17 protein-coding genes are annotated in these 15205 nt (G+C 73.1%); 11 read left to right on the top strand and 6 right to left on the bottom strand.

Annotated features, from left to right (window positions below; all coding sequences use genetic code 11):
- The first annotated feature begins 25 nt into the window (after positions 1-25).
- Genes BUE37_RS10775 through BUE37_RS10790 form a run of 4 tightly spaced genes read left to right on the top strand, consistent with a single transcriptional unit; the run spans position 26 to position 3863 of the window.
- On the top strand, positions 26-1573 hold the full coding sequence (locus tag BUE37_RS10775) for a Re/Si-specific NAD(P)(+) transhydrogenase subunit alpha (RefSeq protein WP_281248079.1): 1548 nt from the start codon (positions 26-28) through the stop codon (positions 1571-1573).
- Positions 1574-1577: 4 nt separating this feature from the next.
- Entirely contained in the window at positions 1578-2984 is a 1407-nt protein-coding gene (gene pntB / locus BUE37_RS10780; protein ID WP_073420170.1) for a Re/Si-specific NAD(P)(+) transhydrogenase subunit beta, read from the top strand.
- Positions 2985-2994: 10 nt separating this feature from the next.
- On the top strand, positions 2995-3390 hold the full coding sequence (locus BUE37_RS10785) for a hypothetical protein (protein ID WP_073420171.1): 396 nt from the start codon (positions 2995-2997) through the stop codon (positions 3388-3390).
- Between the two features lie 38 nt (positions 3391-3428).
- Positions 3429-3863 carry a hypothetical protein gene (locus BUE37_RS10790; RefSeq protein WP_073420172.1) on the top strand — a complete coding sequence of 145 codons (435 nt, stop codon included), beginning with the start codon at positions 3429-3431 and terminating at the stop codon, positions 3861-3863.
- Here the strand turns inward: BUE37_RS10790 and BUE37_RS10795 are convergent.
- Positions 3808-4692 carry a pentapeptide repeat-containing protein gene (locus BUE37_RS10795; protein ID WP_245794508.1) on the bottom strand — a complete coding sequence of 295 codons (885 nt, stop codon included), beginning with the start codon at positions 4690-4692 and terminating at the stop codon, positions 3808-3810. The genes BUE37_RS10790 and BUE37_RS10795 overlap by 56 nt on opposite strands.
- A gap of 65 nt (positions 4693-4757) precedes the next feature.
- On the opposite strand from BUE37_RS10795, the gene BUE37_RS10800 reads away from it, so the two are divergent.
- Complete coding sequence (locus BUE37_RS10800) at positions 4758-5150, top strand: VOC family protein (protein WP_073420740.1); 393 nt, start codon at positions 4758-4760, stop codon at positions 5148-5150.
- Positions 5151-5341: 191 nt separating this feature from the next.
- Here the strand turns inward: BUE37_RS10800 and BUE37_RS10805 are convergent, their stop codons facing one another.
- Positions 5342-6232, bottom strand: a complete 891-nt coding sequence (locus BUE37_RS10805; protein ID WP_139252923.1) for a hypothetical protein — start codon at positions 6230-6232, stop codon at positions 5342-5344.
- 585 nt (positions 6233-6817) lie between these two features.
- Positions 6818-6982: a hypothetical protein gene (locus BUE37_RS23810; RefSeq protein ID WP_175562847.1), complete on the bottom strand. Its 165-nt coding sequence runs from the start codon at positions 6980-6982 to the stop codon at positions 6818-6820.
- Positions 6983-7213: 231 nt separating this feature from the next.
- On the opposite strand from BUE37_RS23810, the gene BUE37_RS24460 reads away from it, so the two are divergent.
- Both BUE37_RS24460 and BUE37_RS24465 read left to right on the top strand, forming a co-directional pair.
- Positions 7214-7618 carry a VOC family protein gene (locus BUE37_RS24460; protein ID WP_073420174.1) on the top strand — a complete coding sequence of 135 codons (405 nt, stop codon included), beginning with the start codon at positions 7214-7216 and terminating at the stop codon, positions 7616-7618.
- Positions 7615-7896: a winged helix-turn-helix transcriptional regulator gene (locus BUE37_RS24465; RefSeq protein ID WP_073420175.1), complete on the top strand. Its 282-nt coding sequence runs from the start codon at positions 7615-7617 to the stop codon at positions 7894-7896. The genes BUE37_RS24460 and BUE37_RS24465 overlap by 4 nt, the downstream gene beginning before the upstream one ends.
- 2 nt (positions 7897-7898) lie before the next feature.
- Here the strand turns inward: BUE37_RS24465 and BUE37_RS10820 are convergent, their stop codons facing one another.
- Both BUE37_RS10820 and BUE37_RS10825 read right to left on the bottom strand, forming a co-directional pair.
- Positions 7899-8246 (bottom strand): ArsR/SmtB family transcription factor, encoded by a 348-nt coding sequence (locus BUE37_RS10820; protein WP_217651206.1) that lies wholly within the window; start codon positions 8244-8246, stop codon positions 7899-7901.
- Complete coding sequence (locus BUE37_RS10825; RefSeq protein ID WP_073420742.1) at positions 8243-8587, bottom strand: putative quinol monooxygenase; 345 nt, start codon at positions 8585-8587, stop codon at positions 8243-8245. Before BUE37_RS10825 ends, BUE37_RS10820 begins: the two co-directional genes overlap by 4 nt.
- A gap of 413 nt (positions 8588-9000) precedes the next feature.
- Here BUE37_RS10825 and BUE37_RS10830 point away from each other — a divergent pair, with 413 nt between their 5' ends.
- The 4 genes from BUE37_RS10830 to BUE37_RS10845 are packed head-to-tail and all read left to right on the top strand — an operon-like array spanning position 9001 to position 13662.
- Positions 9001-10002 (top strand): hypothetical protein, encoded by a 1002-nt coding sequence (locus tag BUE37_RS10830; protein ID WP_073420176.1) that lies wholly within the window; start codon positions 9001-9003, stop codon positions 10000-10002.
- A gap of 2 nt (positions 10003-10004) precedes the next feature.
- Entirely contained in the window at positions 10005-11549 is a 1545-nt protein-coding gene (locus tag BUE37_RS10835; RefSeq protein ID WP_217651207.1) for a hypothetical protein, read from the top strand.
- Positions 11546-12337: an ABC transporter ATP-binding protein gene (locus tag BUE37_RS10840; protein WP_245794510.1), complete on the top strand. Its 792-nt coding sequence runs from the start codon at positions 11546-11548 to the stop codon at positions 12335-12337. The genes BUE37_RS10835 and BUE37_RS10840 overlap by 4 nt, the downstream gene beginning before the upstream one ends.
- Complete coding sequence (locus tag BUE37_RS10845) at positions 12334-13662, top strand: ABC transporter permease (protein ID WP_217651208.1); 1329 nt, start codon at positions 12334-12336, stop codon at positions 13660-13662. Before BUE37_RS10840 ends, BUE37_RS10845 begins: the two co-directional genes overlap by 4 nt.
- A gap of 51 nt (positions 13663-13713) precedes the next feature.
- On the opposite strand, the gene argG is transcribed toward BUE37_RS10845, so the two are convergent.
- Entirely contained in the window at positions 13714-15168 is a 1455-nt protein-coding gene (gene argG, locus BUE37_RS10850; RefSeq protein WP_073420177.1) for an argininosuccinate synthase, read from the bottom strand.
- Between the last annotated feature and the right edge of the window lie 37 nt (positions 15169-15205).

Genomic DNA, 15205 nt, shown 5'->3' on the forward strand with positions numbered 1-15205 from the left:
CGTTGGAGTGCGCGTGCTCATCGGTGTGCCGGCAGAGACCCGACGGAACGAGACGCGGGTGGCCGCGACGCCCGTGAGCGTCGGGCAACTGCTCGCCCTCGGCCACGAGGTCCTGGTCCAGTCCGGCGCCGGAGGGCGCGCCGACTTCCCCGACGAGGCCTACGTCGCGGCCGGCGCCCGCATCGGGTCGGCGGCCGAGGCGTGGGGCGCCGACGTCGTCCTGCACGTCAACGCCCCCACTCCCGACGAGGTCGCGCGGCTGCGGTCCGACGCGGTGCTCGTCTCGCTGCTCGCCCCGGCGCTCTCCCCCGACCTGCTCGACGCGCTGGTCGCCCGCCGGGTCACCGCGCTGGCCATGGACGCCGTCCCGCGCATCTCCCGCGCCCAGTCGCTGGACGTGCTGTCGTCGATGGCCAACATCGCCGGCTACCGCGCCGTCGTGGAGGCCGCGCACGCGTTCGGCCGGTTCTTCACCGGCCAGGTCACCGCCGCGGGCAAGGTGCCGCCGGCCAAGGTGTTCGTCGCCGGCGCCGGCGTCGCGGGGCTCGCCGCGATCGGCGCCGCGAGCAGCCTGGGCGCGATCGTGCGGGCCACCGACGTCCGCCCCGAGGTGGCCGAGCAGGTGCGCTCGCTCGGCGGGGAGTACGTGGGCGTGCCGGCCGACGAGGAGGAGCAGGCCGCCGGTCGGGCATCGGGATCGGGCACCGGCTACGCGTCGGTCACCTCGGAGAGCTTCAACGCGCGCGCCGCCGTCATGTACGCCGAGCAGGCCCGCGACGTCGACGTCGTCGTCACCACCGCGCTGATCCCCGGCCGCCCCGCGCCCCGGCTGCTCACCGAGGACATGGTGGCGAGCATGAAGCCCGGGTCGGTGGTCGTGGACATGGCCGCCGCGCAGGGCGGCAACGTGGCGGGCTCGGTGCCCGACGAGGTGGTGGTGACGCCGAACGGCGTGACGATCATCGGCTACACCGACCTGCCCGCCCGGCTGCCCGCGCAGGCCTCCCAGCTGTTCGCCACGAACCTGGTGAACCTGGTCAAGCTGCTCACCCCCGGCAAGGACGGGCGGCTGGTCCTCGACCTCGACGACGTCGTCGTCCGCGGCATGACCGTGGCCCGGGCGGGCGAGAAGCTGTGGCCCCCGCCGCCGGTGCAGGTCTCCGCGGCACCCGCCGCGGCAGCCTCGGCCCCCGCCCCGCTGCCACCACCGGCCGCCAAGGCCCCCGCGCCACCCGGGCGGCGGGCCGCGCTGGTCGGGCTCGGCGCCGCGCTGCTGTTCCTGCTGGCCGCCTTCTCCCCCGACCAGCTCATCGGCAACCTGACGGTGTTCGCGCTGTCGGTGGTCGTCGGGTTCTACGTGATCGGGCACGTGCACCACGCGCTGCACACCCCGCTGATGAGCGTCACGAACGCGATCTCCGGGATCATCGTGGTCGGCGCGATCCTCCAGCTCGGGCACGTCAGCACGGTGGTCACCGTGCTCGCCTTCCTCGCCGTGCTGCTGGCGAGCATCAACGTGTTCGGTGGCTTCGCGGTGACCCGCCGCATGCTCGGCATGTTCCGGAGGGCCTGACGACATGTCCGCCACCACCGCGGCCTCGGCCGCCTACATCGTCGCGGGCCTGCTGTTCGTGCTGAGCCTGGCCGGCCTGTCGAGGCACGAGACGGCGAAGGCGGGGAACGCCTACGGCATCGCCGGCATGGCCATCGCGCTGGTCGCCACCATCGGGCTGGCCTGGCGCAACGGTGACGCCCTCGCCGTCGGGCTGATCGTCGTCGCCATGGCCCTGGGTGCGGCCATCGGCATCTGGCGGGCGCGCATCGTCGAGATGACCGGCATGCCCGAGCTCATCGCGCTGCTGCACAGCTTCGTCGGCCTGGCCGCGGTGCTGGTCGGCTGGAACGGCTACCTGTCGGTGGAGGGCGCGCCCGCCGGGGAGGCCGAGGAGCTGGGGCTGCCGGTCGGCATCCACTCCGCCGAGGTGGCGATCGGCGTCTTCATCGGCGCGGTCACCTTCACCGGCTCGATCGTCGCGTTCCTCAAGCTGTCGGGGCGGATCAGGAGCAACCCGCTGGTCCTGCCGGGCAAGAACGCGCTCAACGTGGGCGCGCTCGCGGTGTTCGTCGGGCTGACCGTCGTCTTCGTCGTCTCCCCCGGCCTCGGCGTGCTGTCGGCGCTCACCGTGCTGGCGCTGGCCCTGGGCTGGCACCTGGTCGCCTCGATCGGCGGCGGCGACATGCCGGTCGTCGTCTCGATGCTCAACAGCTACTCGGGCTGGGCGGCCGCGGCGTCGGGCTTCCTGCTCGACAACGACCTGCTGATCATCACCGGCGCGCTGGTCGGCTCCTCGGGTGCCTACCTCAGCTACATCATGTGCCAGGCGATGAACCGCTCGTTCCTGTCGGTCATCGCCGGCGGCTTCGGCAACGAGGGCAGCACCACCGCGGCCGCCGTCGAGGGCGAGCACACCGAGGTCACCGCCGAGGAGGTCGCGCAGCTGCTGCGCGACGCCGACTCCGTCGTCATCACCCCCGGCTACGGCATGGCTGTCGCGCACGCGCAGAACGCCGTCGCCGACCTCACCCGCACCCTCACCGACAAGGGCGTCGAGGTCCGCTTCGGCATCCACCCCGTCGCGGGGCGGCTGCCCGGGCACATGAACGTGCTGCTCGCCGAGGCGAAGGTGCCCTACGACGTCGTCCTGGAGATGGACGAGATCAACGACGACCTCGCCAAGACGTCGGTGGTGCTGGTCATCGGCGCCAACGACACGGTCAACCCGGCCGCGGCCGAGGACCCGGGCAGCCCGATCGCCGGCATGCCGGTGCTGCACGTCTGGGAGGCCGAGCACGTGGTGGTGTTCAAGCGGTCGATGAGCACCGGCTACGCCGGCGTGCAGAACCCCCTGTTCTTCCGCGAGAACACCCGGATGCTGTTCGGCGACGCGCGCGAGCGGGTCGAGGACATCCTGAGGGCTCTCTGAGAGGAGCGGCGTGCACCCCACGACGCAGGCACTGGTCTCACCGGCGTGGCTCATCGGGGGGCTGCGCAACGTCCCCGGCTACCTGGCGACGGCGCAGGGCGGGCTGACCTTCGTCAGCGACACCCCGGTGTTCGACGTCCCGCTGGCGCAGGTGACCGACGTGTCCTGGCCGTGGTGGTGGTTCGGCGGTGGCGTGAAGCTGACGGCGGCCGGTCAGCGGTGGAAGGTCACCTTCGTCCGGCCCAACGGCATGCCTCCACCGAACCCCTCCATGCTGGAGACCGGCGTCGGGGTGTTCGGGCTGCTCACCGGCACCTGGCACGACCTCTACGCCATGCGGGGCCTCGCCGACGTCCGCAGCGGCCGGGCCGCCGGCAAGCGGTGGCGCGAGGTGCTGCCCGGCTGAGTTGCGGTGCGCACGGCGGGGGGACGACGGTTGCCGGTGTGGACCCCTTCCGTCTCGGCATGCCGAAGATCCCCGGCTTCACGGAGCTGCTGACGCTCCTGCAGACGCAGACCGAGGCGCTGGCCCAGCTGCCGCGCACCCTGACCGAGCTCAACGGCGCGGTCCGCGAGCTGATCGCCGCGACCTCCACGGCGACGTCGGCGATCTCCTCGGCGCAGCGCACCGCGGAGCGGCTGGAGACGCTGGTCGGCGAGCTCGAGGAGCCGGTGCGCGCGCTCAAGCCGGGGCTGGAGCGGGTCGGCCGGGTGCTCGACGACCCCGCCGTCGACGCGGTGCCGGACATCATCCGCACGATCGACGAGGACCTCATGCCGATGATCGCGACGATCCGTCAGGCGCAGAACCGGGTCATCGGGGTCACCGGCCTGCTGCGCCGCCGCGGCCGCCCCGACGACGAGGACGCGGCAGGCTGACCGCTGCTGCCCAGTGCGGCGGGCGCTCCAGCCCGGCCGGCAGCCGGGTGGCGGCGTCGCCGCGGGCGGCGGTCACCTGCGGGCGGGTGAGGAACAGGGCGCCGGTGAGGTCGGCACCGCGCAGGTCGGCGCCCCGCAGGTCCGCCCCGAGGAGGTCGGCGCCCCGCAGGTCCGCGCCGCGCAGGTCGGCGGCGATCAGGTAGGCGCCGCGCAGGCCGGCCCGCCGCAGGTCCGCGCCGCGCAGCGCCGCCCCGACGAGGTCGGCGCCGCGGCGGTCCCGCCCCCCGGGGCGGGCGGCGGCGCTCACCCGGCCGAGCAGCTCCCCCGCCTCGGCGCGGACGGCGGCGGGGTCGACGGCGGCGAGCTCCGCCGGCGTGCTGGCCGCGAGGAGCTCGGTGCGCTCCGCCAGAGCGGCGACGTCGTCCCGCAGTGGCGCCTCGAGCGGCAGCACGGCCGCCTCGGTGAGGTACCAGAGCAGCTCGTGCAGCTGGCGCAGGACGGGGAAGGCAGCGGCCACGCCGGGGTCCTCGGCCGGGCGCTCCACCGCGGCGGCCTGCACGAGCCGCTGGCCGGCGCCGAAGCAGTCGAACACCGTGCAACCGGGGAAGCCGCGCTGCCGGAGGTCGGCGTGGATGCCGCAGCGGGCCGCCCCGACGTCCAGGCCGGTCAGGTGGACGCACGGCTGTCCGGCCGGCTTGTCGAGTGCGAAGTCCGCCGAGGCGGCGAAGGCGGGCAGCACGCAGCACAGGCCGGCGCAGGCGGCGCAGTCGGCGCGCAGGTCCCGCCGCCGGTCGGCGGGAGGCGCCGCCGGCGGGGCGGGAGGGATCACCGGCCGAGGGTATGCGCGGGCAGAGGACGGGCGAGCAGGGGACGGGCGGGCAGAGGATGGACGGCATGGACGTGCTGAGCAGCCGCGTGCTCCTCCGCCCCACCGACGCCGCCCGCTCGCAGGCCTTCTACCGGGACGTCCTCGGGCTGGCCGTGTACCGCGAGTTCGGCCCGCCGGAGCACCGCGGGGTGGTGTTCTTCCTCGGCAACGGCCTGCTCGAGGTGTCGGGGGAGGCCGCCGAGCCGCCGCGCGGCCTGGCGCTGTGGGTCCAGGTGCGCGACCTCACCGCGGAGGCCGACCGGCTCTCACGGGCCGGCGTCCCCGTCGTCTCCCCGCCGGAGCGCATGCCGTGGGGGCTGCTGGAGGCGACGGTCGCCGACCCCGACGGCGTCGCATTGGTGCTCGTCGAGGTGCCGGCCGACCACCCGCTGCGGGTCGACGTCCGCCCGCCCGGGTGACGCCGGACCCCGTGAGGTGCGGACTCCACGGTTTCAAGAGCGGCGCCGGGCCCTTTACGGGACCCGGCTCACCTTGGGTGCTGCCGGAACTGCATCGATTCCGAAGGGCTGCGACTACTGCGCGGCAGGGATGGAAGAAGCCCCAAACCGTATCGGCGCGCGCCGACGGCTAAACCATGTCAGATTCGCCGCTAATTGTCATTGGAGTGTAAAGGCGGGAGAGTGTGGAGGGGGGCGAACTCGCCCTGCATGACCCACTTTGTCGACTCGATACTGCTGTACGAGCCGCCGATGTCGAAGCCGATGTCTGCGATCTTCGCGGACACCTTGGAATTGATGCCGTAGTCGTCCTTATAGTCAATCTCCAAGGAGTATGCCTCCAGGCCGTTGCTGAGGCGCATCCTGGCTACGCCCTGCCAGGTGCGCTCGTGCGGGTACCAGACGAGTCCATCTGGTATCCGAGGCGCCTGCGTAGGCACCAGCGTGGCTGACAGCAGGATTTCGCTATTCTGGGACGCCTGATACCCGATCTCTGAGCCGACGTCGACTGTTACGCCTTGGATAGGGACACCCAAAGAGGCGGCAATCGACGCCGAGGTTGCCGTGCCCGCGACTTGCCGAATCTTGATAGACGTTGCCCCTAAACCAGCTAGAAGCTCCATCGCCTCGATTGCTTTCTGTTCGAATAGGGCGCGATGGAAGGCGGCGAAGGGGATATACTGCCGCTTAAAGGATGGGTGCCCTACGTAAACCACCTTGCGCCGCGGGTGGCCTGGCGGGAAGAGGAGCCCCTGGATTTCGGCTCTTGACACGGATCGAATATTGACTCCTTCCTTCGTTGCGCGGCGCACTCTCTCCTCGTTCCAGCGAATGAGGCGCTTGACGGCCAAGGCGGCCAAGGCGGCGCCCGGCGACAAGACGACGGGGATGACTGCTGCCCCTGCCGTTTGCCAGATCGATGTATTCGCCCCGGATATCTCCGACTGTTCAGGCGCCTGCTCCGGCGGCCGAATCTCGTCTGCGACAACGATCAATTGTCGGTCATCATACGGCTGAGCCAAGAACGACTCCGGTACATTCATAGGTTACTTCCGCTCCTTCGGCCGGCGTGCTTAACAAGCCATGGCCCCAGCGTCCCTTGCGCCGAGGCCTCCATTAAAAGCCACCTGCTGCGACGCGTGCTCTTCGACGCGCAGCTCCTAAGCGGATGCATGCAGGCTCGGTTCGCCCCTCGGAGGGGGCCCGACCGGCGCTTCGATCATCTCTGGATCTACATCCGGCCGCTCACCCTGGAGTCGGCGCTTGCCGGTCTGCCGGTCGTCGGCTAAATGCGCCGCCGCACCTCTGCTGGTGGCGTCCTGCGCTCGATGGCCGCCAGTCAGCCATCGACGAAGCGCCAGGGGCGCCAGACGTCTGGCCGGCCACCTGGCTCGGGGCTTCGGTCACCGATTCCGTGTGGACTCAAACCTCCAAGGCGGCACTTGCGGGACTGGCGGGGCGGGCCTACGGGCTCGTCAGCCAGCGACAACCTCCCTGCCACAGGTCCACTAATCGCCTGGGCCGCCGCTTGCGGCGGCCCAGGCGCGGACGCTCGCATCCATGGGCCATCAGGCTTGAGCCGTGTGCATTCAAGCCCCACGGACAGGATGCTGTCCCATATTGGGCCGCTATGGGCGGCGGCCAGCCTCCCGTACGAAGTAGATCCAGAGGGCGACCGTCAGCGTCACCGCACCGACGCCCGCGAGAAGCGCCGCCCACAACGGCGGCACGCGCCCCACGCTCTTGACCACGCCGAAGGCGAAAGCGGCCACTCCGAGCACGAACAGCAGCACGCCCCGAGCGGACGGGACCGGATGGTTCGCGCCTCCTCTGGTCATGGCCGCCGCCTTGATGGGGCATGCCCGTTCCGCAACTCGTGGTGTCCTCGAGTGGGCCGCGCAGGGACACCGACCGCTCTGCCATCGGGAGGTTTTCCCGGGTCGCACGGGTCCGGCGAACCGATCTCCGGTCGAGCGCGGCGGCGGCACTTGACGTTGCACTTGCATTTTGCAAGTGTCGACCGCATGAGCCTCTTCATCACCTGCCCGGTCGAGGACGTCGAGCGCGCGACCGCCTTCTACACCGCCCTCGGCTGGACCCTCAACGCGGAGATGTCCGACCACAACGTGTCGTGCTTCGCGATCGCGCCCGAGCAGTACGTCATGCTCGGCAGCCGCCAGATGTACGCGAGCGTCGGCGGCACCGAGGACCTGGTCGGCGGACCCGACACGCCCTCGAAGGTCACCGTCTCGTTCGATCTGGGCAGCCGCGAGGCGGTCGACGAGCTCACCGAGCGCGCCCGCGCCGCAGGCGGCCGGATCGGGGACACCGACGACTACCCCTTCATGTACCAGCGCCAGTTCGACGACCTCGACGGCTACCACTACTCGCCGTTCTGGATGAAGTCGGCCGACGATCCGACCGCGTGAGCGACCTCGCCGCGACCCTCGACGTCGTCGGAGCCCGGTGGGCACTCCTGATCGTGGAGAGACTGCTCGACGGGCCGCAGCGCTACGGCGATCTGCAGCGCGACCTCGGGGTGCCCACGAACATGCTCGCGACCCGCCTGCGCGAGCTCGAAGCGGCCGGCGTGCTGACCCGCCTGCCGCTCCGGCACAACACCCGCGCCTACGCGCTGACCGATCGCGGGCTCGCGTTGCGCGAGGCGATCGTCGCGCTCGCACGCTGGGGCGTCGAGCGGACCTAGCGCTACTGCGTGCGGGGAGCGCTCCGGTCGGGCTCCGCGACGTCGATGTTGCTGAGCACGGAGGCGAGCAGCCCCGGGAAGCGCTGTTCCAGCTCCTCGGCGCGCAAGGCGGCGTACTGCTGGCTGCCCCGCTGACTGCGCCGCAGGATGCCGCTCTCCCGCAGGACCCGGAAGTGGTGCGAGGCGTTGGACTTGCTCAGCCCGAGATCGGCGTAGACGAGCGAGCACTGACACTCGCCGAGCTCGTACATCGTCTTGACCATGTGGAGGCGCGCGGGGTCGGCGAACCCGTGCAGGACCTGGGCCATGCTGATCTGGTCCAGGTCCGGGTGCAGCTGGTCCCGGGTCACCGCGGCAGCGCCGTGAAGACCTGCTTGCTCAGCAGGACGTCGACCTTCTGCACGTGCGCCGGCCTGGCGAGGATGTCGTTCATGCGCTCGACGTCGCGGAAGACGTCGCCGCCCCCTCCGGCCACGTGCGCCCGACGCCCCGCGAGGTCCGGGAAGACCTCGAAGATCGCGAAGGTGGTCTCCGAGTGCTGCACCGCGTACCAGGGGCCGGTGGCCGGCTCGTCCTGGACGCACCTGAGGATGTCGGCCAGCATCTCGCGCACCTCGTCCGCCTTGCCGGGGCGCGCCTCGATGAGGATGTAGAAGGCCTTCGCCCCGTCCTCCCCGTCGCGACCGGTCATGAGGACACCGCTGTGGCGCTCCCCGGTGGTCGCACGGTCAGCCGACTGATCGCCCGTACCGACGGGTCCGGTCTGCGTCGTCATCGGATGCTCCCCTGACATCGGGTTCAACGGTCGTTGAACCGTACACCCGGGCTGTGCCGTGGAGCACTCCCAGAACACGGCCGCACGCGGTGTGGCCCCGTCGAGGTGCCGGCCGACCACCCGCTGCGCGCGGACGTGCGCCTCCCCGGCTGAGCGCGACCGGGTCTCGCGCCGGGCGGGTCCGCGGGCGTCCGCGGGCGGGGCCTCTCGGACGTGCCGGGACCGCCGCGATCCTCCCGGACGACACCCGTCCGGATCCGCCCCGAGGATGATGTACGCAGCGGTTCCGGACCCCTACGGTGCGCACAGATCGTCCGTCGGGAGGCCTCGTGAACGTCCGTCCTGCTCTCGCCCGGGTGTCGGCCGTGGCCGCCCTCGCGCTGCTCCTGTCCAGCTGCTCCGGCTCGGACGGCGACTCCGGTGCGGCAGCCGACGCCGCCGAGCAGACCTCCCCGCTGTCGGAGTACCTGGACGCCCTCTACGGCGGCGACCTCTCCCCGGAGGAGCAGGAGCGCCGGTTCGCCGAGGAGCAGGAGCGCACGGAGGAGCTCATCGCCGGCTGCATGCAGGAGCAGGGCTTCGAGTACACGCCGAACACGCAGTCGGCCGGCTTCGTCTCCTACGAGGACGTCGAGTGGGAGCCGGACGACCGGGACTGGGTGAGCCAGTACGGCTACGGCGCGGTCACGTCCCCCTACACCGAGCAGCCGGCGCCCGAGGAGGAGTTCGTCGACCCCAACGCCGACTACGTGGCGAGCCTGTCGGAGTCGGAGCAGACGGCCTTCTACGAGGCGCTGTCGGGCCCGATGCCCGACGAGGAGGACCTCGCCGAGGACGGCTCCTACGAGTACGACTGGACCACCGCCGGCTGCCAGGGCGCCGCCCAGCACGAGGTCGCCGGCGAGGACCTCTCCCAGTCCGAGGAGTTCGCGTCCCTGTTCGCGGCCATCGACGAGCTGTACACCGGCATGCCGACGTGGCCGGGCATGGCCGAGCTGGACGCCGAGTGGGCCGCGTGCATGGACGCCGCCGGCCACGGGGGTCACGCCACCCAGGTCGACGCGCAGAACTCCGTCTACGACGACCTGAACGCGGTCTACGAGGACGTCGCCGTCTCCGAGGACGGCACCTCGACCGGTGAGCCCGACCAGGCCGCCCTCGACGCGCTGGCCGAGCGCGAGGTGGAGCTCGCCCTGGCCGACCTGGGCTGCCGCGAGGAGACCGACTACCGCGACCGCTCGACCGAGATCACCCACGAGGTCGAGGAGCAGTTCATCGACGACCACCGGGCGGAGCTGGACGCGCTGGTCGCCGCGGCCGAGCGGGACTGACGGTGACCGGACCGGACGTGGAGGACCTCGACCCGCCGGCCACGACCGCGGCGAGGTCCTCCCGGTGGTCGGCCTGGCTCTCGCTGCTGCACCGCAACCGCCCGCTGTGGGTCACCGCCGCGGTGGCGGTCGTCGCGCTGGTCGCGGGACTGCTCACCGGCCGGTTCCTGGTCGCGCCGGACGCCACGTCGGACGAGGCGCCGGCGCCCGGTCTGGTGACCGTGCCCGTGGCCTTCGGGGCGCTGAGCAACGACGTCACCATCCGGGGCGAGGTCGGGTACGCCGACTCCGTCGAGGTCACCATCGACACCTCCGCCGTCCCCGGCCCCGCCGTCGTCACCGGCCAGGTGCCGGAGGTCGGCTCCGAGCTGGACGCGGTGGAGGTGGCGCTGGAGATCGCCGGCCGCCCGGTCGTCGTCCTGCCGGGAGAGCTGCCGGCGTACCGGACGCTGCGCGTCGGGGTCTCCGGACCCGACGTCGTCCAGTTCAAGGAGGCCGTGCGCGCCGTCGGCCTGGACGCCGGCGACCCCGGCAACGACGTGTTCGACCAGACCGCGGCCGCCGCGGTCACCGCGCTCTACGCGCAGGCCGGCTACCCGCCACCGGCTCCCGAGGAGGGCTCCGAGGACGGCGTGCTGGCGGCGCAGGACGCCGTCCGGGGCGCGGAGCAGGCCGTCGCGGCCGCGCAGGCCGAGCTCGCCAGCGCCCGGAGCGGACCGTCGGCGGTCGACGTCCGGGAGGCGGACAACGCGGTGGCCAGCGCGCGGCGCGCCCTCGACGCCGCCCTCGCCGCGACGCCCGACGACGCGGTCACGATCGGCGACCTGCGGGACACCCTGGCCCTCGCGCAGCTGCGGCGCCAGGCGCTCGACGCGCCGCCCGACACGACGGCGCAGCGGGCCTCGCTGTCCGCCGCCGAGGACCAGCTCGCCCTGGCGCGCGAGGAGCTCGGACGGGCGCGGGAGGCCGCCCTGCCGGCCCTGCCCGCCGGCGAGGTCCTCTACCTCACCCAGCTCCCGCGCCGGGTGGACGCGGTGGAGGCGCGACGCGGTGCGGTGCTCCAGGGCGCGGCGATGACCGTGTCGGGAGCCACCCTCAGCCTGTCGGGCACCGTGGCCGTGGCGGACGCCCGGCTGCTCGGCCCGGGCATGACGGCCGCCTTCGACCTGCCCGACGGCACCGAGCACCCCGCCACGGTCACCGAGGTCACCCCGGGGGAGGGCGAGGAGGCCCGGTGGACCGTGCAGCTGGAGCCCGCCCCGCTCACGCCGGAGCAGGTCGCCGAACTGCAGGGCGCCAACGTGCGGGTCGGGATCCCGGTGGGGGCGACGGACGGCGACGTGCTCTCCGTGCCGCTGGCCGCGCTGAGCGCCGGGCCCGGCGGGGAGGCACGGGTCGAGGTGGTCGAGGGCGACCCGCGCGACGGCGCCCGCGCCGAGACCCGCACGGTCGTGGTGGAGACCGGACTGGCCGCCGACGGTGCCGTCGAGGTCCGCCCCGTCGAGGGCGACCTCGAGGAGGACGACCTCGTGGTGGTCGGCCGGTGACGACCGGGCCCGCGGCGCCGGCCGCCGACCCGGCGACGGAGCCGCTGCCGGCCACCGTCCCTGCCACCGAGCCCGCCGCGCTGCCGGCCACGCTGCCGGCCACCGAACCCGCCGCGCCGCCGGCCATCGAGCTGCGGGACGTCACCCGGTCGTTCCCCGGCCCTCCCGAGGTGCAGGCGCTCAAGGGAGTCAGCCTGTCCGTCGCCGACGGCGACTACGTCTCCGTCACCGGCCCCAGCGGGTCGGGGAAGTCCACGATGCTCAACGTCCTCGGGCTCCTCGACCGCCCGACGGTCGGCGAGTACCGGCTCGGCGGGGTGCTCACCGGGACGCTCGACGAGGACGAGCGGGCCGCGCTGCGCGCCCGGCACCTGGGTTTCGTCTTCCAGGCGTTCCACCTGATGTCCCGGCGCAGCGTGCTGGAGAACGTGCTCCTGCCGATGCTCTACAACGGCACCCCGCGCGCCGAGCGGGAGCCGCGGGCCCGGGAGGCCCTCGAGCGGGTGGGCCTCGGCCACCGCGTCGGCTTCCTGCCCGGGACCCTCTCCGGAGGGGAGCGGCAGCGGGTCGCCGTGGCCCGCGCGGTCGCCTCGCGTCCCCGCGTTCTCCTGGCCGACGAGCCGACCGGCAACCTCGACCAGGCCACGTCCGGGGAGATCATGGCCCTGTTCGACGAGCTGCACGCCGACGGGCTGACCCTGGTGGTCATCACCCACGACGCGGACGTGGCGCGGCGGGCCTCCCGGCGGATCCGGCTCGCCGACGGCCGCGTGAGCGAGGCGGGGTGACGGGCCGGGCCACCCCGCCGTCCCGCGTGCGGCGCCTGCCCCGGCCCCACCTGCCGGCCCGCCTGCGACGGCGGCCCGTCCCCACTCCCGGGAGCCCGGTCGCGCCGGCCGACCGCTTCCGCTTCACCGACCTGCTCGGCGAGGCCACCGCCGACATCGGCTCCCGGCCCGGGCGCCTGGTGATGACGGTCCTGGGCACCGTGCTCGGCATCACCGCGCTCGTCGCCACCATCGGCCTCGCCCAGACCGCCGCCGCGCAGATCGCCCGCCAGTTCGACGCCGCCTCGGTCACCCAGCTCGTCGTCACCCCGCGGACGGCGAGCACCGGGGGCGGGACGACCGTCGCGACGACGGCGCTGCCCTGGGACGCCGTCCCCCGGCTGGAGCGGCTCGCCGGGATCGAGTCGGCGACACTGCTGGCCGAGGTGCCGCTGCCCGAGGCGGTCGTCACGACGGTGCCGGTCAACGACCCGTCGCAGCCGCCGAGCGCCCCTCCCCCGGTGTACGCGGCCTCCGACGAGCTGCTCGACACCCTCGGTGGGCAGCTGGCCACCGGCCGCTTCTTCGACGCCGGGCACGACCGCCGGGCCGACCGGGTGGCCGTCCTGGGCGCCCGGGTCGCCGAGCGGCTGGGCGTCGTCCGGGTCGACACGCAGCCCTCGGTGTTCATCGACGGCATCGCCTACGCCGTGGTGGGCGTGGTCGCCTCGCTCGACGCCCGCGCGGAGCTGCTCGGCGCGGTCATCCTCCCCACCGGGACGGCCCGTGCCGACTTCGGACTGGCCGCCCCCGGCGACGCGCAGGCCCGCATCGCCGTAGGCGCCGGCCCCCAGTTGCGCGGCCAGGCCGCGCTCGCACTGGCACCGGACGACCCGGAGAGCCTGGAGGTGGACGCCCCGGACGGCCGGTCCGAGCTCGGGCGGGACGTGCAGGCCGACGTGAACGAGGTGTTCCTCGTCCTGTCGGTGATCGTGCTGCTCGCCGGCGGGGTGGGCATCGCGAACGTGACGACGCTGTCGGTGATGGAGCGGGTCGGCGAGATCGGCCTGCGCCGGGCGATCGGGGCGACCGGGCGTCAGATCGCCGGGCAGTTCGTCGCCGAGTCGGTCGTCGTCGGCCTGCTCGGCGGCCTGATCGGCGCGGCCCTGGGCGTGTTCGCCGTCGTCGGCGTCTCCGTGGTGCGGGGCTGGACCCCCGTCGTCGACCCGTGGGTCGCTCTGGGCGGCGCGCTGCTCGGCGCGGTCGTCGGCCTGGTCGCCGGCGGTCTGCCGGCCCGTCGCGCGGCCCGCATCGAGCCCGTCGACGCCCTCCGCGGGGGCACCTGACGGCCACTCCGCCGAGGTCCGCCTCCCGCGCGCGGGAGGCGGACCCGGGCGTCAGTCGGTGCCGGACTCCATGGCGGCGCGGTCGAGGGCCTCGTCGTCGACCCCGGCGACGGCGCGGCCGGCGATCGCCTCGGCGCCGCCCTCGGTCATGCCGTCGATCAGGCCGGTGGCCGCGGCCTGCGCCGCGCCGATGACCGCCGTCTCGCTCCCGCCGCCGCCGACCATGCCGAGCCGGGCGTACTGCTCGAGCTTGGCGCGGGAGTCGGCGATGTCGAGGTTGCGCATGGTCAGCTGGCCGATCCGGTCGGTCGGGCCGAACGCCGGGTCCTCGGTGCGCTCCATCGACAGCTTGTCGGGGTGGTAGCTGAACGCGGGGCCGGTGGTGTCGACGATCGACCAGTCCTCGCCCCGCCGCAGCCGCAGCGTGACCTCACCGGTGACGGCCATGCCGACCCAGCGCTGCAGCGACTCCCGCAGCATGAGCGCCTGGGGGTCCAGCCACCGGCCCTCGTACATCAGCCGGCCCAGCCGCCGGCCCTCCGTGTGGTAGGTCGCGAGGGTGTCCTCGTTGTGGATCGCGTTGACCAGCCGCTCGTAGGCGGCGTGCAGCAGCGCCATGCCCGGCGCCTCGTAGATGCCGCGGCTCTTGGCCTCGATGACCCGGTTCTCGATCTGGTCGGACATACCCAGCCCGTGCCGGCCGCCGATCGCGTTGACCTCGAGCACCAGGTCGACGGCGGAGGCGTACTCCTTGCCGTTGACCGACACCGGCCGCCCGTTGGCGAAGCCGATGGTCACGTCCTCGGGCTCGATCTCGACGGCCAGGTCCCAGAACCGGACGCCCATGATCGGCTGCACGATCTCGATGCCGGCGTCGAGGTGCTCCAGGCGCTTGGCCTCGTGGGTGGCGCCCCAGATGTTGGCGTCGGTCGAGTAGGCCTTCTCCGCGCTGTCCCGGTAGGGCAGGCCGTGCGCGGTCAGCCACTCCGACATCTCCTGCCGGCCGCCGAGCTCCTCGACGAACGCGGCGTCCAGCCACGGCTTGTAGATGCGCAGCGACGGGTTGGCCAGCAGGCCGTAGCGGTAGAAGCGCTCGATGTCGTTGCCCTTGAACGTCGAGCCGTCGCCCCAGATGCCGACGCCGTCCTCGAGCATCGCGCGCACCAGCAGCGTGCCGGTGACCGCCCGACCCAGCGGCGTCGTGTTGAAGTAGCTGCGCCCGCCGGAGCGGATGTGGAAGGCACCGCAGGTCAGGGCCGCCAGCCCCTCCTCGACCAGCGCCTCCCGGCAGTCGACCAGCCGGGCGATCTCCGCGCCGTAGGCGGAGGCGCGGCCGGGCACCGAGGCGATGTCGGGCTCGTCGTACTGGCCGATGTCGGCGGTGTACGTGCAGGGGACGGCGCCCTTGTCGCGCATCCAGGCGACCGCCACGGAGGTGTCGAGACCACCGGAGAAGGCGATCCCGACGCGTTCGCCGACGGGCAGGGACGTGAGCACCTTGGACACGAGAGAGATTATGCACGCTCACGCATGACCATTCACG

This window comes from Geodermatophilus nigrescens (assembly GCF_900129495.1).
Lineage (GTDB): Bacteria > Actinomycetota > Actinomycetes > Mycobacteriales > Geodermatophilaceae > Geodermatophilus > Geodermatophilus nigrescens.